Raw genomic sequence first — 24,146 nt, 5'->3', positions numbered from 1 at the left:
CGATTACACCCGCGAGAGCAGCCCACTGATCTCCTCGAGAGAGAGCTGATCCGCGCGGTCCGAATGATACGGTGTCGTGAGTTGTGTGCCCCCATCCGACACGAGTTCCTTCCGCACATCGTCTCGTGGGGTGACCACGAACGACTGCTCAAGTTCGACCGCGTTCGGTGCTTCGGTTTCCGTGAGCAGGCGCTCGTAAAGACGTTCTCCGGGACGGACTCCGATTATTTCGATATCGATCTCCGCGGGTTCCACATCATCAGGCCTGTTCCTCTCGATCATCACGTCCGCGAGGTCCATTATCCGAACCGCGTCCATCTTCGGGATGAGTACTTCGCAGCCGGACATCCGATCGAGCGCTGAGACGATGAACTCCGCTGCCTCCGACACGGTGAACACGAATCGGGTCATATCCGGGTGTGTCACGGTCACTGGTCCACCCTTCGCGACTTGCTCCTCGAAGATACGCATTACCGATCCGGTCGTCCCGAGGACGTTCCCGAGACGTACGTTTGCGTACATCGTCCCCTCTGACTCCCGATTCGCGGCAGTGAGCAGCCGCTCTGAGAGCATCTTCGTGGCACCCATGACCGACGTCGGTTGTGCGGCCTTGTCGGTGCTCACGCCGAGGACACGACTCACGTCTGTTTTTTCAGCTGCACTGATGAGCCGCTGCGTTCCGATCGTGTTCGTCTTAATGGCCTCATATGGGTTCTCTTCGCTCAGTGGGACGTGTTTCAGTGCAGCTGCGTGAATGACGGTATCGATGTCGGTCAGCGCCTGCTCGAGCCGCTCTTGATCGCGGACGTCAGCCAACACGAACTGAACTTGGTCAGACTGATCATTTAATCGCCGCTGCATGTCGAACAGAGAGCGTTCGTTGTGATCAAGAATACAGACCGTTCCAACCTCCCGTTCAGACAAGAGGGTCCGCACAACTTCGGACCCGACCGACCCGCATCCCCCCGTAACGAGTACTCGCTCGTCAGCTTCCATTATTGTGCATCTGTCTCCTCCGAGCACAAATATATTTCTTACTTGAGCGGTGAGGGGTATAATATTCAAAACGACTGAGTGTCATATAATATAATAAATCACAGTATAAATGTTGTTTTTAATGTGTGCCCTCTACAACGTCACACGAGCCGCGAGGCAGTGAGTTCGACCGCTGTGTGGCGATTCATCGCGGTCAGCCCGATTCGAGCTCGGGGACAGCATTACCGAACGTAACAACACTGGTCAACGACCGGATGGTGGTCGTGCGAATGCCTGCGTAGAATCTATGATTTAATACGAGCTGTGCGGAAACTAGCACTCGTTGGTGGGAGAGTTCGAGGAGCGGACCTCCGGTGTCGACTGGCTGAATCGGTGCACGAGCTGACTGGTGACTATCCGCTTTCACGCGACTGGTCTGCTGACCGTTGTGCCCGTCCTGCGGCACTGACTAGTACGAGGGGCAGATACGGATGGCTCGCTGACGGCGGTCACTTCTCGTTGACGACCCGCTGATACGTCGACTCGGCCTGCCGCGCAATCTTGTCCCAATCGAACTGTCTCGCCCGCGTCATCGGATCGACTGTCGGACGGTTTCCAGCCAGTGCGTCGCCAAGTGCTTTGGCCACGTCATCGACAACCGGGGTGACGAGGTAGCCCGCATCGCCGACAACCTCGCTCGCGGCGGAACTCCGGTGATCGGCCGCGATTACGATACAGCCGGCGGCCATCGCTTCCGCGTAGGTGATACCGAACCCCTCCCGCGTCGACACGGACGCGAAGACGCGTGCGGCACGCATGTGCCCGAGGACGTCCTCGGAGTCGTCGAGGAAGCCGAGAAATCGAACTCTGTCGGCGTGGTCGAGGCCTTGAGCCTGCGCTCGGAGTGCCGCCGCCTGTGGACCGTCGCCAATGACCCCTAACGTCGCGTCGTACGTCGCAGCGACACGGTCGAACGCATCGAGGAGGACGTCGACCCGCTTGTCCTCGATGAGGCGCCCGACGAACAGCACGTCGAAGCCTGGCTGTCCGTCCCGACGGAACGATTCGGTCGGGAGTGGTGCGTCCCGAATCTGCGTCAGATTAATTCCGTTCGGAATCACGTCGATTCGGTCGCGGCGAGGGCCGATCTCGGCGAGCTTCTCAGCCGTAACTCCAGAGACCGCAACCGGATGTTGTGGTGTCTTCGCCGTCACTTGCTCGACGATCTTTCCACCCAGTGCGAGGGATCCTAAATAGTCGTCCCAGTAGTCACCCCATACTTCGTGCCACGTCGTCACCAGCGGCGTATCGGTCAACAGTGTACAGAGCTTCGCCGTTAAAACTGGAAAGTACGGAAAGACCGACACCACGACCAAGTCGTGTGTCGCGACGTGTGATCTGAGACTCGGAGCGAGTCGGGCCGCAAAGTCGAGTGCTTCGACGATCGAGCGCTGACCATCGTCGTTGTACAGCTCCACCTCGGGTGCCACTGCGCGGAGCCGCATCCCACAGTGTACGACTTCCTTCGGCCCATCCCAGAAGTGGCGTCCGTATATCGTGACCTCGTGATCGTCGGCCAGACGCCGCCCGATTTCGTGGATTCGCTTCTCAGCTCCCCCTTTGACGAACGGGAAGACGACGTTGGAGACGAAGGCGACGTCCATCTGGAACTGATGTTTGGGGTAATTACGTTATGTGTGTTCTGTATTGGTCGGAGACTGTCCCACCACGGGCGCACGATATAATAATGCAACCCTGCACGTTGCAATCGTCTTGGCCGCTCAGAGTCCGCCTCCGGTGTCGCGACGATACATCAAGCGATTCACGAATCCCCGAGCTGCTCAACGACGGTTTACTCCGCCGAATTAGACGCTACTTCCTGCAGACGACGCTCGGTCTCGCCTCTGTCTCGTCTCCGTATTCAGATAGCCGATGTCCATTCGCCATCTTTTCAATCGGACCGCACCGATCAGTTAGTGTGTTACCGTCTCTGAGAGTCTTTTGTATTAACTTTGGCATCGATTTCACCAGACGGCGAAGGCTTGCAACCACGATTCAGCGGTGGGCAGCTGTGCGGTCGAGAACGAGGAGGTCCGTCGTTTCGCCTCTCGAAAGAAACCTTCGACTACGTTCCGATTTCCGTGGCTGGAGACTCGAAGTCGGAGCCCGAGTCGGTCGAGCGCGTTCTCGAGATGATGTGCATCATCGACGAGACACGTCACCTCTGAGACCTGCTGTTTCTCACGGAGCCCGCGAACGACTAGTGGGGTGAGTCGTGTCGTTCGGGTCCGAAAGATCCGAACGGATAAGCTGGTTTGTGTCGGGATCGACCGCAGTGAACGGTTAGTGACGCGAATCACGGCCTGTCGACCGCGATTCGATCCGGAACCTCCGCTCAGTCTCGGCTTCTAGAATTATTATTTTGTATCCAAGAGGGATACGCCAGCAAGGTGGAACCGCATACCCACTCGAATCGTGAATTCGGGTGTCCGTTTTCGCTCCACAGATTCCAGGCCGATCCACCCGGGATTTCGGCTGAGGTGATCGAGCTCGGGCATAGACTGTTCGCACTCCAAACGCCTCGCTCCTCTCTTAATACGAGTGGAGCAGCAAGAACACAAAATTTTAAATACGACTGACGCACCGCTTTGATAGAGTCGACATCATGCGGATTCTATATGTCCTGCACGAGTTCCCAAAGCTCTCGGAGAGCTTCATTACCAACGAGATATACGAACTCAACCGACGCGGCCACGATATCGCCGTCTTCTCTATTACGCGGCCCTCGGACAAGATCTTTCACACCGAGACCGAAGCGCTCGACATCCCGATCCGGTACGGCTCGACCCCGTCTCCGGTTCTGCTAGTCACCGAACTGCGACGAGTGCTGACTTTTCGACTGTTCAAGAGAGGTCTCTTTCTTGACGATCCGATCCATCACGCGTACTGGCTTCATCTCGGACTCGAAATATTAGATTTCATCGATGACTACGGTGGAGTAGACCAAATCCACACCCATTTCGCCGCACCAAACCGGCAAGGAGCAGTGTACGCGGCGGGGTACCACAGGGTTCCATGTACGGTCACTGCCCACTCGTATGAGATATTTTCCCCGCCTAGCCGGAGGCGGTTACGCCGCCTCTGTTCTCGCTTCGATCATATTGTCGTCCCATCGGAGTACAACCGGGATTACCTCGGAAAGAAGTTCGGAATCAAGACGGATATTTCGGTTGTCCCCGCGACGACCCGGGTAGACAAGTTCGAACCGTCGCATGGGTCTGTCCCCGGACGCGTGCTTTCGGTGGCCCGCCTCGTGGAGAAGAAAGGCCATGAATACGCTATCGACGCCGTGGCACAGTTGCACGACCAGGGGTACGAGGTAGAATACCACATTATTGGCACGGGGCCACGAGAGGACATCCTCAGAGCGCGGGTTCGCGAGCGGGGGATAGCCGACGCTGTCAAGTTTCTCGGGAACGTCTCCGACGAGCGTCTCAAGACTGAACTCCACGACGCCGCCCTCTTCGTCCTCCCTTGCGTGATTGCCTCGGACGGTGATCGGGACGTTGCACCTGTCGCAATTAAAGAGGCAATGGCGGCACAGACCGCGTGCATCTCTACAAACATCTCTGCCATCCCTGAACTGATAACACATGGACACGACGGTCTCCTAGTCGAGTCACGCGACACCGATGCCCTTGCCGCGGCGATGAGACAACTGCTAGACGACCCGATCCAGCGACGTCGGATCGCTGCTAACGGTCGGGAAACCGTACAGAACAAGTTCGACATCTCGAGTTCCGTCGACGCGCTATTGGACGTCTTCGAACGCGTGCAGCGCGATTCGCACTGCCCACGTTCAGTGTTCGATCGAATCTTAACTCGGATAGGCTTAGACACGGGGTGAAACGGCACAGCCACGGCCTTGGTTTACTGAGACTCGTCGCGCACTGGAGTGAGTATCGGAAGAACGACTCGTTCTACCTGCGTGACGCCCATCAAACCACGCCCTCATACGTCTTCACTGGCTGCCCACTCACCCGACCCAGTTTGAGCGAAGGTGACCATGATGACCGTGCACTACAGCACGTTCGCAGCAAGGTGGTCCCCCAGCCGAAGCGCCAGCGCCGCGATTGTCAACGTCGGCTGACTCGCGCCGCTGGTGACGAACACGCTTGATCCGGCGATGTAAAGGTTCTTCAAGTCGTGCGTCCGGAGGGTCGGATCGACAACACTGCTCTCCGGATCCGTTCCCATACGGGTGGTTCCCGAAGGATGGCCAGCACCCTCCCACGACTCCCACCGAGACGACCGTTTGACGGTTGCGTCGAGATTCCTGACGATCTTCTCGATGACCTCGTACGCACGTTCGACCGTCTGTTTCTCGTGCTCTCCGACCTTCCCCCACGAGATGTCTGGAACCGGGTTACCGTACGCGTCTGTCTCCGTCTCGTCCAGCGTGACGCGGTTCTCCGGGTACGGGAGCACTTCGACCTCTGCCCCGATTCTAAAGTAGTGGCCGAACTCTTCGTCAAGATAATTAAGAAGATCATCACCCCATCTGATGGGTTCGGTGTCTGCTCTTATCGACTCCAGCGCCGCCGTGTCAGTTGGTCGTCGGACAGCGTCCTGGATGTGACTGAGCGGATCTCGTTGCTGGAGCGCGAGCTCGGCGAGCGTTGGGCCAGCGGTGTTGTAGAACTCTATCTTGAACGATCCGGGCGGCGCCTCGTCGGGTTCGTAGAACTGGTACGATTCGCGCGTACCGAAGCCGATTTGATGCTGTTTGGTCGGGACGTCAAGTTCGCCATCCACGCCAACGTACGGCGATTCCATAAGATACCTTCCGACAGCTCCGCTGCGATTGGCGAGACCATTCGGATGTTCATCGGAACTCGACAAGAGGAGTAGTCGGGGCGTTTCGATGCCACCAGCCGCGAGCACGAACTGGTTGGCGCGCTGGATGTACTGGTGCCCGTCCGGCGTCTCGTACACGGCACCGGTGATCCGGTCCCTGGCGTCGTGCTCGAGACGCTGGACCGCTGCCCGGTCGATAATCCGAGCACCGCTCTGCACCGCCTTCTCCGCGTGGATGTCAGCACTGTACTGCGCTTTGGATGGGCAGACGGGACTACAGGTTCCGTATCCAACACAGGCACTTCGGCCGTCGTACTGTTCGGCATTCCGAGCGTTCGGCACTGAGTGCATCTGAATCCCGACTTTGTCACACGCGGTTTGGTATATCGAGTCGGCATGGCTGGCGGGGAACGCATCCATCGGATAGGGCTCGTCGCGGGGTGGACTGAAGGGATTGTCGACTGCTCCCGCCACGCCGAACTCTCGTTCGGCTGCCGCGTAGTACGGTTTGAGGTCGGCGTACGAAATCGGCCAATCGGAAGCTAGCCCGTACCGCGTCTTCATCTCGAAATCTTTCTGAGGGAAACGAGCGACGCGTCCTCCCCAGTGGAGCGTCGATCCGCCGACTCCTTTCACGCGTTTCCGATTCAACCGATACTGGGTCTCGCCGGAGCTCGTGAAACGGTCCCGCGCCCCACCCATGTCCCATGCCGACACGGCTGGCGATGCAGGCCGGAGCATCCGCTCCATACGTGCGAGTCGCGAGCTGTGATCGAAACGGGCGCCGGCCTCGAGAATAACTACGTCGTATCCCTTGTTGGCTAACACGTACGTGACGAGTGTCCCTGCAGGACCGGCGCCAACGACGCATACATCGACGTCTGTGGAGGGTGTCCGATCGATAGTACCGTCGGGTGAATAGTTCGCTTTATGCATTGCTTTTGTGGACCTTTCCGATGGTGGTGGCGCTCACCCGGGTGTTACGTTGATCCAAATATGGGTCTCTCGGTACGAGCTCTCGACCGTCGGGGTCTCTGGGGGTTCGTCGCGGTACAGCAGGTACGTCAGTCGTAATCGGTCACCGATCATCGTCGGTGTGACCGTGTGTTGTCGCTCCCACGTCTCGCCGTCTTCCAGTTGAGCTTCGAACTGTTCCAACGACTCCCGTTCGACGACCGTATCCGAGTCGCCGTCCTCGATTACCCGGTGGAGCTGAACGACGACCGTGTACGCTGTCCGTTCGTTCTCGCGATTGGTTATTCCGACGACCAATTCGCCGGAACTTCCGGAGACGAATTGCTTCGGGTAATCAGCAGCCACCAGCTCCCCAGACTCGTTCTCTGTCAGGAGAAAAAACTCGGTGAATCCCTGATCCTGCGGCGACATGAACGCGAACCCTACGCTCGCTGTAGCGACGAGGATCAGAACGAGGAGGATTCCATTGAGAATCGTCTCCCGCCGCCGTTCTTTACTCACAACGGTGTCGTTACCACCCATCATTCGTTAATATCAGTTGTTTGCAAGCCGGTTCGAGCGCTTTGATAGGTGGGAAAACGTTGAGAAGGTAACCGAGCGGTAACGGGTCAGGGAACTGTTGACCGAAGTCCACCTGTCGAAATCTCATAAAGCGTGATTGGCGGTACTCCATCAAAAATGGGCCGATTTGTCACAACTCCGAGGATCGGTCGTCACGGAGCAAACGATCGAGACGCCTCAAAGGGCGGTGTGGGTAATCGATGGAAGTGACTCTCATCGATGTCCCGATCACGGATCGGCCTCACACGGGCTGGAAACCTTCTTTAGGGCAGGCAATCAGATGTACCCGAGGTCACGCAACCTGCGCTCCGTCGACTCACTCACCTCAAACTTCGTCCCGATCTTCGACTCGTGGCGTTGCTCGAACGTTTCGATAACGTCTCTCCCACCCTCTCCAAGCCTCGTCTCTTCAATCCCGTCGGTTTCGACACTGTATACGGAGCACTCGTCGCCGGCGCTGACGTACTTGCGGTTCACTTCGTCGGCCTGATACACCGCTAAGCGATCTTCGAGATAGTACTCGTGTACGTCCTCAGGCGAGTCGATGATGTCCATCACATGCCCCGTGTTCTCCGCCGCAACGTACGTCGGATACGTGGCCGGATCTGCGAGATCGGGTCCGTCGTGTTCATCGACGAAATTCAAAACCGTCGAATATATCCAAGATAGCGACGCTCGTCGGTGAACTTTCTCTTGACGCCCGGTGGGCGAGTTGATGACCAGCGGGACGCGAACGAGTGGCTCGGTCACGCCGCCGAAGTCGTGATACACGAATCCCTCTTCGCCGAGGCCGTCACCGTGGTCGGAGCAGAGAATAAACAGACAGTCGCCGGATTGACTCTGCTGCAGCAGTGCGTCGTACAGGCGATCGAGTCGGCCCTCCAAGTAGCGGAGTTCGTCGGCGACGACGCGATTGAACAGCGCGATGTCGTCGTCGTTCAAAAGGGTTGCGTTGGGGTCGAGATTCTTGTTTCGTAACTTCGCATGGAGCGAGTCGAGTTTCCTCCCGTTTCGGACGTTCCAAAGACGGCGCAGGCGGGTGCTGAGCTGCTTGTGGTACACGTGGGTCTCCATGTAGTTACAGAAAAGGAATACGTCGTCGTCGGCTGGTGTTCGTTCGAGCCAATCAATCATATCTTTGGTCATCGAACTGGCTCCATCGTCGACGAGGGCCGGAGACCGTCGGGCTTGGCTGTAGAACGCGTTGAGCAGGCTCTTGATCGGCTTGTTGGAGGCTCTCACCTGCCCCAGCGCATCCTTGATCTTCTCTATTCCCTCTTCATCCGATAGCGGGGAGTGGGCGTCCGGAAACCGGGCGTGTCCGTAATGACCTCCGAAGTGATCCCAGTCGCCGAAGCCGTAGTCCGACTGCACGAACTCGTTGCTCGTGAAACAGGCAGTGGTGACCCCGATTTGATTCAGCTGATCGACTAGCGTCGGGAACTCATCCCGAATCCGGGTGTTGAACTGCAGAGCTCCGTGTTCTCGCGGATATTTCCCAGTAAATATGCTCGCGTGTGATGGGAGGCTCCACGGTGCTGCGGCCGTCGCCCCAGTGAAGCTGATCGACGAATCGACGAGACGGTTGAAAAAACCGTTCGGGTTCGCCCGCAGATAGTTCTTGAAGATGTCGTAGCGAAGGGAATCGAGTACGACAACCGCGACTGTTTGGCTCATGACCGAACGACACATCCCTGCGTAAAAATAGTATTGTGATCGTAGTTTATCGGATTATAGAAATGTAATACTGTAATCGTTTTGAGGACAAAAGGCTGGTGAACATAACGATTCTATTGGAACGGTATTCGAGCGCAGAAAGGCAGCTTGACGACTCTATCGGTCGAATTCTTTCTCAACGGAGCGCTTTTACCACCTGTCGGACCACAGTCAGGTCCTTGCCAGTCTGGGCCTCAAACCGAGAGAGCAGTTCCTCATCTTCCGGTTCGAGCACCAATCGGACTACAATGAGTGGATAGAGAACTCCGATTAACAGAATGACGATCGGGAGGGGATACCCGAGTGTGGATACGATCACGTATCCAGCCGCGGAGAGTGCTCCAACGATCGCAACCGGCAGGAATGCTTCTCGCGTTACGGGGTGGACGCCGAACAGGAAGTACAGGGCCAAGATGCTCAAGAAATTATTGAACAGTATCGATACCACGGTAGCGAGGGCCGCTCCACTCATGCCGAACTCCGGGATGAGAGCAAGGTCGAGCACCCCGTTCAGTATCAACTGGGCAAGGACGAACACTGCAACGATCCGATTTCGGCCCAGACTGATGAGTGCCCCCGCATTGTTCCCAGTACACACCGAAATGAAGTTTCCGATCGCAAGAATCCGTAGCGCAGTCGTTCCTGCAGTGTACCGCTCCCCGAACAGTAGTTCAATGACCTGTGCCGGCGCGAAGATGAACACGATCAACAACGGCATCGCGATGATGATTATCCACTTAGTGAGGAGCTGGTAGGTCCGAATCATTTCTTGGGTCTTACCATCTGCCTGGAGACGAGCGAGCACTGGTGGGAGGAGAAATCCAAGTGATGTGACTATCGGATAAAAGAGGTTACTCAACTGGAGAACGATGTTGTAGTTGCCCACGATGGTCGAGTTCATAAAATACCCGAGAAAGTAGATGTCGACCTGAGAGACGGCGACTGACATCCCTTGGACGGCAATCAGAGGAACGGAGAAAACGAGCACCGTCTTGTACATCGACACTGCCTGCACGTCGAACGATGGGAGCCTCTGCCACGCGAAGAACAACGCAAGCACTCCAGCAATCACGAAGGCCCCAATCTGTCCTACGACCGCACCAGTCGCACTGAAACCGGCGAAAACCAGTGCACTGACCAGCAGCAACCGAGAGAAAGGCTCCGCAATTTGGTCAACGTAAGTATGAGTCCTCGCATCTCGGAGCCCACGTGCAACTCCGACGCTCGTCGCGCGGACGACCACGAATGGAACCCCAAAAGCGCCGATACGGAGTACCTGCGTCACCGAGGGGTCGTCGAATACACGTTCAGCGAGCACCGGTGCCGAAAGGAACAGCGTAGCACCAGTTGCCAACCCCGAAACAACCGCGAGGCTGAACGCGGCGCGTACGATCCCACGAGTCTTGGCCGGATCGTCTTCGAACTCCGGGAGCTGTCGCATCAGTCCGTCATCGATTCCGAGTTTCGCAACCATCGCGACTAAGTTGACGACCGCAAGCGTCAGTACGACATCCCCGTACGCGTTCTGCGTGAGGAACCGTGCCATCACAATCTGTATCAAAAATCCAAAACCCAGCGCCAGAATTCGACCGGCTGAGACGAGAGCACCCCCGGAGATTACTGTTGCCAGTGAGTCCCCGGAATCTTGCTTGTCGCTACCGGCTGAATCTCCCATTGTTTGTTAGCCCTCCCTCGTCCGGATATAATTTATTATCCACCAACGGATGTGGTGAACGACATGTGGCGTTCGTTATTCTGTCGGCGTTGGTCTATTTGTGGTATCGGGTCCGAGGGCAGGATATACATCCCGTCGAGAGGGGATATAAAGCCCACTCTCTCGGTCGGTGGCCGCCTTGGCACTGTCGGTAGTTCCCATCGAGCCAGCGGATAGTCACAACTGACGAGGTTACGTTCGCAGAAAGCGTCTGGATGGGTGATTGTGAGATTTCTCCACCATCTATACACTGTTCTTACGGCCTCAGACCTCGAAAACTTAGCGGTCGGACTTCTACTGGAGCTTCCGCTCCCCGGAGTCGAAGACTGCGGCTTCGACTCCGGGACTATCTGGGAACGCTCATCCCGATACATTGTAACACAGGCATCCGTTCTAGTTTAGTGGCAGAGCGTGTCATAGAACTCTTCACATGCTACAGTCAATTTGATTACTATTATAACAGATTATTCGCTTAGAGCTACGTGCACCAAGTGCACGAAGTTCGGAATCAGTTAGAGAGTGCCCTTCCGTTTCCGAATAATGTGCTCTGTTGAATAGCGGTCTAATCAGTCGATATCACCGCGTTAGAAGGGTGAAGTCGAGGAAATCGATTCTTGCCTATGGAAGTCGATCTCCTCGACTTCGTTGAGCAGTGTCGTCACCTATCCAAACAAGCTTTAGGAAAGCACGCGGGCGAGCCCGCCAGCGGCGGGTTCGCCCGCTGGAGTCCATGTCATCCTGCACTGCTTTCGGCTCGAAGAGGGCCATAGCTTCCGTGAGACGCTGAATCGGCTGGAGTACATGGCCGAAATACGTGCTGTACTCGGACTCGATCGAGATGACCTTCCCGACTACAGCACGATCTACAAGTCGTTCGACCGGCTGAAAATGTGGGTGTGGCGGGCGTTGCTGCGCGTTTCAGCGCAGCAACACCCGCAATCTGGACACGCCGCTCTCGACAGCACGTTCTTCGACCGCCGTCGTGCGTCGTCGTACTTCCGTCAGCGGTTGGGAAGCACTGTACAGACGCTGAAAGTGACAACGTTAACCGATGTAGAGTCGCTCGCTGTTCTTGACGTCCATGTCACAGCTCCATCGGTGTTCGGTTAAGCACTGTATCGCCTCATGAAGGCTTCAGCCACTCGTTCGCTGAGTAAGAGGCGTGACTTCTCTGGTTGGCGAGCACCATGAAACATCAACTCCGACAGATTCGGCGGTGGATGGCCGAACGACTGGGCGAGGTCTTCGAGGATGAGCTGGGCGAGAGACCGGAAGGTCTTCGCCCAGCGCTCGCGGGGGAAGACGGTCTTTGGGAACAACTCTTGAAACACGCCGAGTAAGGCTCTGCTGACCGTCAGTGTCAGCAGAGCCGCCACCACTAACAGGTGGACAATCGCTGGATCACTCGTCTGGAACTTCTCCAGTCCATACAGAGACTTCAGTTCCCGGAACAGCAACTCCACTTCCCACCGCAACCCATACAGCGCCGCGATCTGCCTCGGAGTGAAGGCGTCGGGTAGATTTGTGACGTACTGATGGTAGTCGTCGGTGTCCTCGTTGCGGACACCGACGACGCGAAACTCCATTGTATCGGTTGATTGTTTCCCAGCATATGCCCGCCGCTTGAACGAGATCTCCACGGTCACATCGATGATCTCCCGTGTGAGATCGCCCAGAACCTCTTGGAGGCGACGTCCTAGCAAGGAAATGGCGCGCCCGCGCCATTTCCGTCGCTTCCCCACGATTAGCAGGTCCGCGTTCGATTTTAGCCGTGTCAGAAAGAAGCCGCTGTTCTCTTCGATCAACGCGAAGCGGCGAAAACTGTAGAACCCGAGGTCGAACAGCAACAACCGGCCTCGCAGCCAGCTCCCGGTGCGGAGCTGGCTGCTCTCGTGGGTGTATTCATCGGTGAGCTTGAATCGTTCGATCGTATGTGTTGTCGTGTTTTGCACGAGGTGAAGCTTCGCACCGGATTGGTCCGAGTGAGTCGCTGGAAACTCGCTGAGGAGCCGATGCAACCTGAAGACGGTTGCATCGGCGATCAGCACCTCGCGGAACAACTCAAACCGTGGAGCGATGGTGTGAGGGACCGCGACCTCCTCGAGAGTGTGCTCGAGGAGGTCGCTCAGCAACGCAGCAAGTGCTGGTGTGAACCGATCGTAGAAACTGGATCGGGAGAGCGTCTGGTTGGTTGCTGCGGAGTAGGCACGCTGAAACCCGGCGATAGTGCGGGCTTCGCCGTCGACGGCGAAGCCCAAGATGAGCGTCCAGACGAGCACCGTGATGTCGACCTTCCGATTGCGTTGGACGACATCGCGCTCGCGCGCCATATCTTCGACAAGCTCAGCTGGAAACAGGGAAGTGAGTCGCCGTCGTATGGGGTCCGGGGAGAGTTCCTTCAGCACGAACTCTCCCCACGCGGTCTACATCGATAACTTCGTCAACAGAGCGCAGTCTCTCGATTCAATGTCTTAACCGAACACGGATGTTTGGCAGACCAGGGCGCGACTTTGGGAATCGTGCTTTTCAAATGATCCGTGGAAGTCACCGTCGCGGCAAAAGGCTGTAATCGCCAGTCACTGTCTGCGCCACTTCGATATCACACTACCAACGGCAGATGATCCTTATTTTGTTGATGTTTTCGATCTGCGTGGCAGTCGCAGCAGACAACTCGGATTATTCTCAAAATTACTGGAAAGATTCTACATAAGACCGTTTGGTATCTACGTTATTTTACTCCTGAATCTGATGCTTTGCTATCAATCCAGAAATATTGTAACACTGGATGTATTCACAAGATTAAAGTAGTGTTGACTAATCGGAATAATAAAATATGAATATTATACTTCTCACGGTCGACTGTCTCCGACAGGACCGATGTGGTCTTTATGATTACCACCGAAATACAACACCATTCTTGGACGATATTGCCTCAGATAGCTACATATTCAACAACGCATATGCGACTGGGCCCGTCACCACTGAGTCCTTCCCGGGGATTCTCGCTGGCCGACTTTCAGCTCAGTGCGTCCCGCAAGGGAACATCGCACAAAAAGGATTACCTGACGATACAGAGACAGTTGCCACAGCTGCTCAACGGGCAGGTTACTCAACAGCTGCGGTGCTCTCAAATCCACGAATCGGTTCTCATGTTCACACCGATCGTGGGTTTGGACGGTTCACCAATCTACGGACGGAGCGTAAATCTACCGGGAACAACGGATCAGTACTCACCCGATTGCTCCCTGCAATCGGAGTTGGAGAACGTTTGATGAATCTTCGCGTTAAGATGCAATCACACAACAGTGTCCCGAAACGTTATCTCCTCCCGTTCATAGCGTTCCGCGGCTACCAATCGATTACGGGGTGGCCAACAGTACGCGGTGATACGGTCATTAACGAACTTCTCCATACACTTGATTCGCTTGAAGAGCCGTTTTTTTCGTGGGCTCATTTGATGGACCTCCACGGACCGCAGCGACCATCTGTAGTAAACAGCGGCGGAATGTATCGTTCCAGCACCCTTGCACAATTTCGCTCACACGCTAACCAGGTTAGTGATATATACGACCCGCCAAGTGACGCTCGCTACGATAGTACATTGCGGTTCGTTGATAACCAACTCGCCCGGGTGAAAGACTGGTTGGTCAATGCCGACATGTGGGATGAAACGGCCATTGTAATCACTGCCGACCACGGTGAGGCGCTATGCGACCGAGGCGTCTATGAACACCCCACACACTACGTCTGGGACGAACTGCTAAAGGTCCCGCTACTTGTTCGCATACCTAACGGAGGTGGTGGCCGAATTGAGGCACCAATGTCGTTGGGGTGGCTGCATGAGGTCCTGTCCGATATCGGAGGATGGGATGGAATCGATGCCCCCCTTGCTACCGACCGCTCATCTCATTTCAGTGAAAATGAATATAACAGAACACAGACGATGTTAGCGGATTCTCTGAGTAACCAGGGGCACACCGTCATAGTTCGTGAGGCGGAGCGAAAACTTGTGGCTCATTCGGATGGGTTGCTAAATGCGGACCGGCCCGCCTCGAAAATCACGCCTGCAGGGCTTTATGATCTATCGGTGCATCCGCGAGAACGAAGAGTAAGTGACCCCCCATCTCACCTTCGTCAGATTGCAGAAGATGTATTAACCACACCGGAAATTTTTGTTACAAGACTGGAAGAACAGTCTGATCCTGTAGGAATTGATGCAGGCGTAGAAGATCAGCTCAGGCAATTAGGCTATCGAGATTAATCTGTTTTCGGGCTGCTGTAGGATTCAAAATATTTGTTTTTATGTGATTATCGTCGTATCGCCCCCTTCGTCAACTGCGACTATCTTACCCGTCTCGTTCACATAGAAGCCAGCTCCATTACCACCGATCTTGATCGAAGGCTCCGAAGAACTCCCTTCGCTCGTCGCGCCTGTTCTGAGAAACGTTGCACCGAAACCCTCCTCCAATCCATCGTAGAAGATTTTTTGTTTCACATCCGATACTAAATTTTCGAAGATGATACCGTTTTCACTGATTCGCATTTGTAGCAAGCGGGCTGCGCCTGCGTCATTTAGGACGCCACGCCCACTGCCAGTATTTGTATCTGACAAGAATATTTTATTATTCATAAGTGTCGGCTGTTTAAATTCGAAATAGTTTGGCGCAAGGCGGAAAGCAGCGTCATCGCTATCATTTGCGATGGGTCCACCAGGGTCCTCAAACTTGTTTCGTTCAATCGTCGTACCATCAATATGCGGTTCAAGTGAGTCATCAGCGCCTCCGAGTTGAATGTGCCAAGCGTCGCCTTCATCTCCTTTCGAAAAGAAAGAATTATAAGCTATCGAACAATAGTCGAATCCACCACGTGCGCGAACGCCAATATTATTGACCTCGACGCGATTGCCTTGGATTTCGGTCCCGTGGAACGAAGTCGTACCACTGCCGCCGTTATATGGAGCCGGCTCGCAGTCTACAAATATATCTTGCCCAAGTCCCTTGCAGTCTCGAATACGGTTTGACTCCGACCACCCATCGACATTGCGAAGTTGGACTGCGAAGGCCTCACGGTCCCCGTTTTTCCACCCTTCAAACCAACATCCTTCGACAGTGGTATTGTACGTGTCTTCAAGTCGAATACATCCTGTTGGGTCACCTGTTGCCTCCCACGCTCCACCTTCGATCCGGCATTTATATTCCAGCAGACTCTGCTTTGCGCTCCAGTCCGTATCGAGCGTTAGCGCAACACCATTTCCGGGATACTCTATCGGCACCCCGTAGTCAATAGTAAGTCTAAATCCGTTCTCTGTGATCGGTTCAACAACTAGGTCTTTGTCCCATATCCACGGTGTACCGTCGTCTTTTGGCGTGACGCGGACGGTACCGTGGCCACTCATATTGGTTTGTAGCCAAGCAAGTGCGTTCTCTACCTTCGACGCCAGTCCATCACCGGCGAACTCTTTCGCGTAGGCTTCGCCATTAATATCCCTCGCACGGACTGACGAGAACTTCGGGTCGAGACCGGACGACTGGAGCCGCGTCCATGAGTCACCGTCACTGACGAACACGTGCTCGGTATCGGTCGCGAAGAACTTCGCACTGTCTTTTGGGGCGTAGTTCGTCAAATTCGCCTGTACATCTCGAATCTCAATGTCGACATCGAGATTCCTGAAGTTCTCGTTCAGAGGTTTATGCCAATCCTGCGCTCCTTTGGCAGGCGTCGTGTAATTATGATTTTTGGTCATAGCGCTCAAATCGGTCAAGCACAGGCGATTTGACGGACTCCGGTTTCGAGTCTCGCTTTCAACCGCTGGTGCGTGCCCAGTTGAGACTAACTGAGGTAATAAATAAAAACCACTGCCGTGGTATCATATTCGAGATTATATGGGGGTCAGCGAACAATCAAATATTTCTTATCACTGCTCTATTGAAAATGCGGTACGGCGACAGGATCATAGTTTCTCAATGGTCTTTTTGATGTTGTGAAGAGCAAACATCAGGACGATCTCACGGAACTGTCGATACCAGAACCGCGAACGCAAGGCGGAGGCTTGCGTTCGCTTCGTCGTTGAGTAGGACGTCTCTGCCATCCACCGCTGCGTGTAACCTTTCGTCCGGTTGAGTGCGTTGTGTGCCATAGCCATCGGTTTCGATCCACGGTGATGAACGTGATAATCGAGTTCGTACGCGGACAACTCGTATTCGGTGTGCCAGTCCTGGAAACCGTTGTCGGCGACCACGTCCCGCAGGTCGTCCGCGTTCCGGCGGACGACCCGTGGGCCAGCCTTTGTGTCGTGTTCACGCTCGATACAGCAATGCACGTCCAGCACCGCCAAAGACTCTGTATCAGTCAGCGTCGTCGCTTTGATCGTTGTGACCCTACGGTTCCGTCGCTGGAGGTAATACTGCGAGGCTTGCTTGCGTTCGAAGAACGTGCTGTCGAGCACGGCGTGGCCGGACTGGCGGAGTTGCTGCGCGGAGGCGCGCAGCAACGCCCGCCAGACGTACATCGCGTATCGATCCAGAGAGTGGTAGGACGTTGTTGGATCGGGCAACGCCTCGGGATGAATGCCGAGGCGGTCGCACACCGCTGGCATAAGCCCGAGCCGATCAACGAGTTCCGTGAACGTGTGTTCCTCTTCCTTGCGAATCCAGTGAGCGACGATGTGAGCCTCGCGGGGAAGCCCGCCGGACTCGGGCTTCCCCGCGTGATTCCCCAAGGCTTGTTTTGCTACACGCAGTGCCTTCTCAACGAGGTCGAGGAGTGGGACAGCCATAATCGACTCCTTGACCTCGTTCTCTCAAACCGTTACGGACCAATCCCGACGCTGTCTGTCGTTTTCAATAGAGCACTTATCACTTGTCTGATCAGGACCACCGTCCACTACGGCCGGTCGCGAAAGCAGCATCGCATCTACTCCTCGCTCGATCACGCCCACAACGCCCGCATCAACTCGGACAGCTACAATCGGTAGTTCCCATCAGGTCACGTAGTAGTCACGACTGGCGAGGTTAGAATCTCAGGAAGCGTCCGGATGAGCGCCGTAACTGGATAGAGACACCGTTCGTTCGATGGGGTACTTAAAAATGTGGACCTGGTGCCGTCGTCGTGTTGAGTACCGATCCACGGTCCTTTCGACTGTCTCGCGGTCGATACGTTCCGCTAAACTACACAAGAGCGTGGTCCGTTCTCGACTCAGCTACCGGTACTTACAGGTCGTCGTGGGTGACTGGCGCACTACGATCGGTTCTACTTCTGCTCCAACTCTCGTTCGCGGCGGTTCCCTCCAACCCCAGATCCGTCATGATCTCTCTGAGACGGACCGTATCGGCCGTCATGTCGGTGTGCCGTGGAGGAGTGTTCGGATCGCTCACGGGGTCGCAGCGGGCGAACTCGTAGTTGTGTCCGAGCTCGTTGGAGAGGACGAAGAAGTGCTCGGCCGCGCCCTCTATCGTGATCAGCTCCACGACATCGAGGTCTGTAGCGTAGAGCATGTTCGTCAATCCTGCGCCGTGTGGACCGACGACAACGTCCGCACCTGAAAACAGCCTGACCTGCTCTTCAAACGCAAGTTCGCTCAGTACGAACTTCACGAACCCGAACTCCGAGAGAACGTTCATCACCTCGTCCTCGTTTCGCACCTGTCGACGAGGCGCGTCATCTCGGGAGACATATATCCGACTCGGATACGAACCGCTTTTATCAGTGAGGTTCGAGAGCATTCGGTCCCGAATCCACTGGAGGTTGCGCGGCGAGCCCGTGAAGTCTGACCCTCGGTTCCGGTAGGGATGAGGCGGAATCGCGAGGCACTCGACTTCAACCGTTTCGCGTCCGCACTCGATCCACGATTCTTTCGTGTAGCCCATCAGCCTGAGCGACTCGCGTTGCCAATCGGTAAGCCCAGCGGGTAACAGTAGCGGCGGTCTCTCACCAATCAGCGCGCAGTACCGTTCGTACCAGCGGAGCTTCGGGAGCGTCTCGTAGAACCAGTGGGCGAACGGGAGTCCACGCTTCCCCGTCAGGAGGTAGCCTCTCTCGACCCGACGGTCAGGGGCATCGGGACGGAGGTAGCTCTTTGCGACATCGATGACCGAAACGTTTCGTGACAGCGTGGGAGATTCGAGTCTCGCCGACCCAACCTCTACCGGGACGATGTAACTTCGACCGATACGGACGAGCATCGCGGGCCCCATGACGTGCGCGTCCTCGTACTCCCCGATGACGCGTTCCGGCGTTGTCAGAGTCCCCTCGATCCGCGCCAGCGGCTGTGGTAACTCCTCGCGGAACTTGCCCTCATACGAGAGTGTCTTCTCGATCTGAGACTGGACGGTGAACCGCTGACTGCACTCCTCATAAATGTCCGCTCCCGTGAGGTGCCACGGACTCAGTAACCGACGGTTCCCGAATCGCAGAGCGCTCAACAGTAGCGAGGCGGGCCCATTGTACCGGTAAATGTCCGCAGCCTCGCTTAGCATCTTGAGTCTTGACATGTTTTAGCAATTTAGTCGCGTACCGATATTAAATCGCTACGTTAATTTAGTTAAGAATATGAATCCTACGCTAATAAAATCACCTACAACACTCAGTAGTGACATCCACCGAGAACACTCTGCCGGTCGACCCCCTCTGACTGGGGTAGACGAACGGAGACCGATGGTCGGACCGTTCGCAGCGTTGAGGGTCGGTGGACTCATCAACACCACGGCTGTAAAACAGTGTGTCGCGTGGACGCGTCCGCTCGCGTGCACGATGATGCATGGAGTCACCTCTCGAGGTGGAGACCCCCCCGCCAACGACTGGTCGATTCCTCCCCGGTCGAGATCCGTGTGGCCCGCCAGCGATGACGCACCGCGAGACGACGGGAATCGTCTGAGAATCAGATCAAATACCGGATGAGGGCCGGAAATGTTCGTTCACAATTATATCTGTGTAGACGATTCTGGCCCCGTACACGCCTTTCAATCGGGATCCGATCCCGCATATTACTATTCTAACCAAGATAATCTGCTATATTTATATATTCAACTGAAATTATGAGAATCATAGATGATTTTTTGAAGAGCAACGTTTTTTTACCACTCTCCGAGGTGCCACTGTGACTCGCGACAGTATGACGGATCAGCCACGAGAACCCGACGACGAACAGCCCGAAGACGACGGCCGAGTGCGGATGGGACGGCGGTCGTATCTCCGCGTCACGGCGCTCGCGGGAGCGCTCCTCGGCACCGGGATCGGCTTCGGGTCCAACGACGTAAACGGTCTCGTTCAGCCAGCGTACGCGTACACCTCCGACGGGACAGAAATCATCCGCTCGACGGAGTCGATTTCCGTCACGACGATGGAAACGGAACCGAACGACGACCGGCAGAGTGCCACGTCAATCGACGTCAACGGCGGCGTCGAAGGCACCCTCACCGCGGACGAACACGACTGGTTCGCGGCGAAGGTCGACGCCGACGAGCAACTCACCGTCGCCTTCGAGCGCGTCAGCGGCTCGGGCACGGCGGCCGTCGCTGTCTACGAGACGGATGGCACGTTCGCCGATCTCCTCGTCGAGGGGTCGGCGCCGGACGAACTGACGATCACGCCTGACGCGGCTGGGACGATGTTCGTTCAAGTGATCGATCTCGACGATGGGGCAGGCTCGTACCGACTCCTCATCCACGACAGCACGTACCAAGAGCCCACACCGACTCCCACGCCGACGCCGGAGCCGTGCGACACGACGACGACCTTCGTGCCGAACGCGTCTGGCCGTATCGTCGCGGAGGCCGAGCACTTCACCGCACAGCACGCCACGGACGAACGTCAGTGGTACCGCGTCTCGGAGGGTTCCGAGCCGAGCGTCTCGCCCGACCCCGACGGCAGTCACGCATCGACGGCGAGCAACGACGAGTACATCGAAATCCTCCCAGACACGCGCGTCACGCACGAAGACGAACTCATAAACGGGGTGAATTTCGACGACTACCCGACTGACGGTGACCCGATGGCGATCGTCGACTATCCTGTCGAACTTGACGAGCCCGGTCGGTACTACGTCTGGGTCCGTGGGCTCCGAACCGGAAGCGAGGACAATGGTGTCCACGTCGGCGTCGACGGCACCTGGGAACGGTCCGGGGCGCGAATCCAGTGGTGTACGCCGCACGGCGAGTGGCACTGGCGGAGCCGCCTCCGAACCGCCTCGAACCACTGTGGCGACCCCGACGTCCGTGCGTACATCGAAGTCGACACCGCGGGCATGCATACAGTCCAGTTTGCGATGCGCGAGGACGGGTTCGAGATGGACAAGTTCGTCCTCACCCAGGACGAATCGTACCAGCCCTCCGGACTGGGCGAGGCCGAGAGCGTAAAGAACGACTGCGAGACGCCGACCCCGACTCCCGAGCCCACGCCCGCACCGACGCCCTCCGGACACGTCTGGCTCGAGGCCGAGTCGGCTCGTGACGGTGCGAACTTCGAACCGTTCGAGGTTCGGACCGACGCCGCGGCCGCCGGTGGCGAGTACATCGTCACGCCCGACCAGGGTCGGGACAACTACGGTGGGGCACCGGCAGATGGTCGCGCCGAGTACACGTTCGACCTCGCGGCCGATGGCGACTACGTCCTCTGGGGTCGAACCAAAGGGAGGTCGAACGGTAACACGTTCTACGTGGGGCTCGACGGCAGTCCCGATACCGAGTGGCACGTCGAGCTGGGCGACGAGTGGCGCTGGAGCAAGCTCCCGCTGTCGTCCACGCTTTCGGCTGGCACTCACAGGCTGACGATCGCGTACCGCGAGGACGGAACCGCCCTCGACAAACTGCTCGTAACGGACGACGCGAGCTTCACGCCGTCGGGGACGGGTGGCGACACCACGACACCCACGCCGACGCCGACGCCCACGCCGACGCCTACGCCGACGCCTACGCCGACACCCACGCCGACGCCCGAACCGACACCCACGCCGGACCCGCGTCAGTCGGCGTACGCCGACCACGACGTGTCACGAATCGAGGCCGAAGCGTACGACGAGGGCGGGGAGGGCATCGCGTACCACGACACGGACGGAGAGAACTCCGGCCTTACGTACCGAGACGAGGGTGTGGACATCCAACCGACGACCGACGACGACGGCTACAACGTCGGGTGGGTCGAAGACGGCGAGTGGCTCGAGTACACCGTCGACCTCGCCGCGGGGACCTACGACGTCCGCGCCCGCGTCGCGTCGATCCACGACGGGACGAAGCTTCGGGCGATCCTCGATGGGGAGGTTATCGGGACGTTCGACGTGCCAAACACCGGCGACTGGCAGAACTGGCAGACCGTCACGCTGGCCGGCCTCGACCTCAGCGGCGGGCGCGTCCTTCGACTCGAGGCGCTCACCAACGGAGCGAAGTATGGGTTCAATATCAACTGGGTTGGCTTCGCCCAGACCGACACGCCGACTTCGACGCCGACGCCGACTCCGACTCCGACTCCGACTCCGACGCCCGACGGCGCAAGGGTGTCCGGCGAGCTGAAGGAGTGGCACCGTGTCACGCTCGCGTTCGAGGGACCATCGACGGGCGAACGGGCGGACCCGAACCCGTTCCTCCAGTACCGACTCAACGTCACGTTCACCGGCCCCAGCGGCCAGGAATACGTGGTTCCGGGGTTCTACGCGACGGACGGGAATGGTGGCGAGACGGGCAACGTCTGGAAGACACGATTTGCCCCTGACGAGAGTGGTACGTGGAGTTACCGCGCCTCGTTCAGAACAGGGACCAACGTCGCCGTTAGCCTCGATCCGACGGCCGGGTCCGCGACGGCGTTCGACGGGGTCGGCGGGACGTTCACGATCGCGGCGACCGACAAGTCCGGTCGTGACTTCCGGTCGCGCGGGACGCTCACAAACCGGGGAGATCACTACCTGCAGTTCCCCGACGGGACGCGGTGGCTCAAGTGCGGTCCGGACATCCCGGAGAACTTCATGGGCTACACCGGGTTCACGAACCAGCCCAACGCGACGCACGACTACGGCGCACACCGTGACGACTGGGAATCGGGCGACCCCGACTGGAACAGCGGCGACGGTAAGGGTATCGTCGGTGCGATAAATTACGTCGCGTCGACGGGGTCGAACTGTCTCTACTTCCTCCCGATGAACGTTGGAGGTGACGGCAACGACACCTGGCCGTTCGTCGACATAGACGCCAAAACCAGATACGATGCCGACAAACTCCGGCAGTGGGAGACAGTGTTCACACACGCCCAGTCCAAGGGCGTGTTCCTCCACCTCGTGCTGGCAGAGACGGAGTCGGCGAACGAGAACTACTTCGACAACGGTGATCTCGGCGTCGAGCGGAAACTGTTCTTCCGCGAGCTCATCGCCCGATTCGGCCACCACCCTGGCCTGCAGTGGAACATCGGCGAGGAGAACGACTTCACGACGACGCAACACGAACGGTTTTCGGCGTACCTTCACGATGTCGACCCGTACGACCACCCCGTGGCGGTACACACGCGTGACGGCGACGAGAGTGTGTACGATCCGCTCCTCGGCAACGACGACATCGACATGACCAGTTTCCAGGGCGCCTGGGACTGGAAGGGTGACACGCTGGCGAACGTGGTCCAGAAGTGGCGGCGCCAGTCGGCGAACGCCGGCGTCCCCTGGGTCGTAAGCCTCGACGAACCGTACGGAGTCGAGAACGACCACGACGACTGGAACCAGGGCCTCCCGCACGGCCGTGTGAGCCAGATGTGGCCGACGTTCATGAGCGGCGGCGGTGGCTTCGAGTGGTACGTCATGCAGGACGGTGGCGGCCACTCGCTTGACCAAGATATCGACGACTTCCGCGACCTCGCCCCCGCGCTGGAGTGGAGCGGGTATCTGCTCGACTTCTTCGATCAGATCCCGTACTGGCAGATGGAGGTCGCCCACGGGGACGTCTCGGGCGGAGACGGCTACATGCTCAAAGATGCGGATCAGACCTACGCTGTTTACCTCCCGGACGGGGACGAGGTCAGTCTCGATATCGCGACCGGGGAGTACCAACTGACTTGGTTCGATCCTAGCAGCGGATCAGAGACCGACGGTGGAACGATCAGCGGTGGGGACAGCGCGGCGCTCGGTCGACCGCCGTTCGACGGCGACGCGGCTGCCCTTCTCCAGGGATAGGCCGGAGCGTCCTCTCCTCCGCTTCCTTCAGTGGAGGGTGATGGTTGTCGCACGACCCGGATAAGATCGGCTCGTAATAGGTCATATTATAATCATCTCTGGAATCTCTCTCCAAGACCAGTTAACTTTATTACTACGAACTGTAGCGCGGTTTACTGTCCTGTCTTTGTGGGATCCAACAGTATATTATCAGTCAGTGATGTTGAA

13 protein-coding genes and 2 pseudogenes are annotated in these 24,146 nt (G+C 57.2%); 4 read left to right on the top strand and 11 right to left on the bottom strand.

Annotation, left to right across the window (positions count from 1 at the left end):
* Nucleotides 1–3 precede the first annotated feature (3 nt).
* From FZP69_RS17430 to FZP69_RS23445, 3 genes and pseudogenes are all read right to left on the bottom strand, one after another.
* A complete protein-coding gene (locus tag FZP69_RS17430) occupies nt 4–996 on the bottom strand; it encodes an SDR family NAD(P)-dependent oxidoreductase (RefSeq protein WP_152042644.1) in 993 nt (330 codons plus the stop codon).
* A 488-nt stretch (nt 997–1,484) separates the two neighbouring features.
* Nucleotides 1,485–2,639, bottom strand: coding sequence for a glycosyltransferase family 4 protein (locus tag FZP69_RS17425; protein WP_152042643.1), 1,155 nt, complete (start codon nt 2,637–2,639; stop codon nt 1,485–1,487).
* 360 nt (nt 2,640–2,999) lie between these two features.
* Nucleotides 3,000–3,533 (bottom strand): annotated as a pseudogene (locus tag FZP69_RS23445) (IS6 family transposase).
* A 107-nt stretch (nt 3,534–3,640) separates the two neighbouring features.
* On the opposite strand from FZP69_RS23445, the gene FZP69_RS17420 reads away from it, so the two are divergent.
* Nucleotides 3,641–4,882: a glycosyltransferase family 4 protein gene (locus FZP69_RS17420; RefSeq protein ID WP_152042642.1), complete on the top strand. Its 1,242-nt coding sequence runs from the start codon at nt 3,641–3,643 to the stop codon at nt 4,880–4,882.
* Between the two features lie 173 nt (nt 4,883–5,055).
* On the opposite strand, the gene FZP69_RS17415 is transcribed toward FZP69_RS17420, so the two are convergent.
* From FZP69_RS17415 to FZP69_RS17400, 4 genes are all read right to left on the bottom strand, one after another.
* Nucleotides 5,056–6,768, bottom strand: coding sequence for a GMC family oxidoreductase (locus FZP69_RS17415; protein ID WP_152042641.1), 1,713 nt, complete (start codon nt 6,766–6,768; stop codon nt 5,056–5,058).
* 33 nt (nt 6,769–6,801) lie between these two features.
* On the bottom strand, nt 6,802–7,308 hold the full coding sequence (locus tag FZP69_RS17410; RefSeq protein WP_192918632.1) for a DUF1616 domain-containing protein: 507 nt from the start codon (nt 7,306–7,308) through the stop codon (nt 6,802–6,804).
* Between the two features lie 336 nt (nt 7,309–7,644).
* Nucleotides 7,645–9,045 carry a sulfatase-like hydrolase/transferase gene (locus FZP69_RS17405; protein WP_192918631.1) on the bottom strand — a complete coding sequence of 467 codons (1,401 nt, stop codon included), beginning with the start codon at nt 9,043–9,045 and terminating at the stop codon, nt 7,645–7,647.
* A 175-nt stretch (nt 9,046–9,220) separates the two neighbouring features.
* The gene (locus FZP69_RS17400) at nt 9,221–10,759 is read right to left on the bottom strand and encodes a flippase (protein ID WP_152042638.1); all 1,539 of its coding nucleotides are present in this window, start codon (nt 10,757–10,759) and stop codon (nt 9,221–9,223) included.
* A gap of 659 nt (nt 10,760–11,418) precedes the next feature.
* Between FZP69_RS17400 and FZP69_RS17395 the strand changes: the two are divergent.
* Nucleotides 11,419–11,890: pseudogene (locus tag FZP69_RS17395) on the top strand (transposase); the annotation flags it as partial.
* A gap of 14 nt (nt 11,891–11,904) precedes the next feature.
* On the opposite strand, the gene FZP69_RS17390 reads toward FZP69_RS17395, so the two are convergent.
* Nucleotides 11,905–13,203: an IS4 family transposase gene (locus tag FZP69_RS17390; protein ID WP_152042637.1), complete on the bottom strand. Its 1,299-nt coding sequence runs from the start codon at nt 13,201–13,203 to the stop codon at nt 11,905–11,907.
* A gap of 428 nt (nt 13,204–13,631) precedes the next feature.
* On the opposite strand from FZP69_RS17390, the gene FZP69_RS17385 reads away from it, so the two are divergent.
* Entirely contained in the window at nt 13,632–15,059 is a 1,428-nt protein-coding gene (locus FZP69_RS17385) for a sulfatase-like hydrolase/transferase (RefSeq protein ID WP_152042636.1), read from the top strand.
* Nucleotides 15,060–15,098: 39 nt separating this feature from the next.
* Here the strand turns inward: FZP69_RS17385 and FZP69_RS17380 are convergent, their stop codons facing one another.
* The 3 genes from FZP69_RS17380 to FZP69_RS17370 all read right to left on the bottom strand — a co-directional run bounded on the left by FZP69_RS17380 (nt 15,099) and on the right by FZP69_RS17370 (nt 19,287).
* Nucleotides 15,099–16,541: a hypothetical protein gene (locus FZP69_RS17380; RefSeq protein WP_152042635.1), complete on the bottom strand. Its 1,443-nt coding sequence runs from the start codon at nt 16,539–16,541 to the stop codon at nt 15,099–15,101.
* 207 nt (nt 16,542–16,748) lie between these two features.
* On the bottom strand, nt 16,749–17,573 hold the full coding sequence (locus tag FZP69_RS17375) for a transposase (protein WP_152042634.1): 825 nt from the start codon (nt 17,571–17,573) through the stop codon (nt 16,749–16,751).
* A 433-nt stretch (nt 17,574–18,006) separates the two neighbouring features.
* Nucleotides 18,007–19,287: a glycosyltransferase family 61 protein gene (locus FZP69_RS17370; RefSeq protein WP_152042633.1), complete on the bottom strand. Its 1,281-nt coding sequence runs from the start codon at nt 19,285–19,287 to the stop codon at nt 18,007–18,009.
* 605 nt (nt 19,288–19,892) lie between these two features.
* On the opposite strand from FZP69_RS17370, the gene FZP69_RS17365 reads away from it, so the two are divergent.
* A complete protein-coding gene (locus tag FZP69_RS17365) occupies nt 19,893–23,939 on the top strand; it encodes a carbohydrate-binding protein (protein ID WP_152042632.1) in 4,047 nt (1,348 codons plus the stop codon).
* The last annotated feature ends 207 nt before the right edge of the window (nt 23,940–24,146 follow it).

Origin of the sequence: Salinigranum salinum (assembly GCF_009176545.1) — an archaeon.
Lineage (GTDB): Archaea > Halobacteriota > Halobacteria > Halobacteriales > Haloferacaceae > Salinigranum > Salinigranum salinum.
Note: the sequence above shows the minus strand (reverse complement) of the source record. Positions and strands in the feature narration are given on the sequence as shown.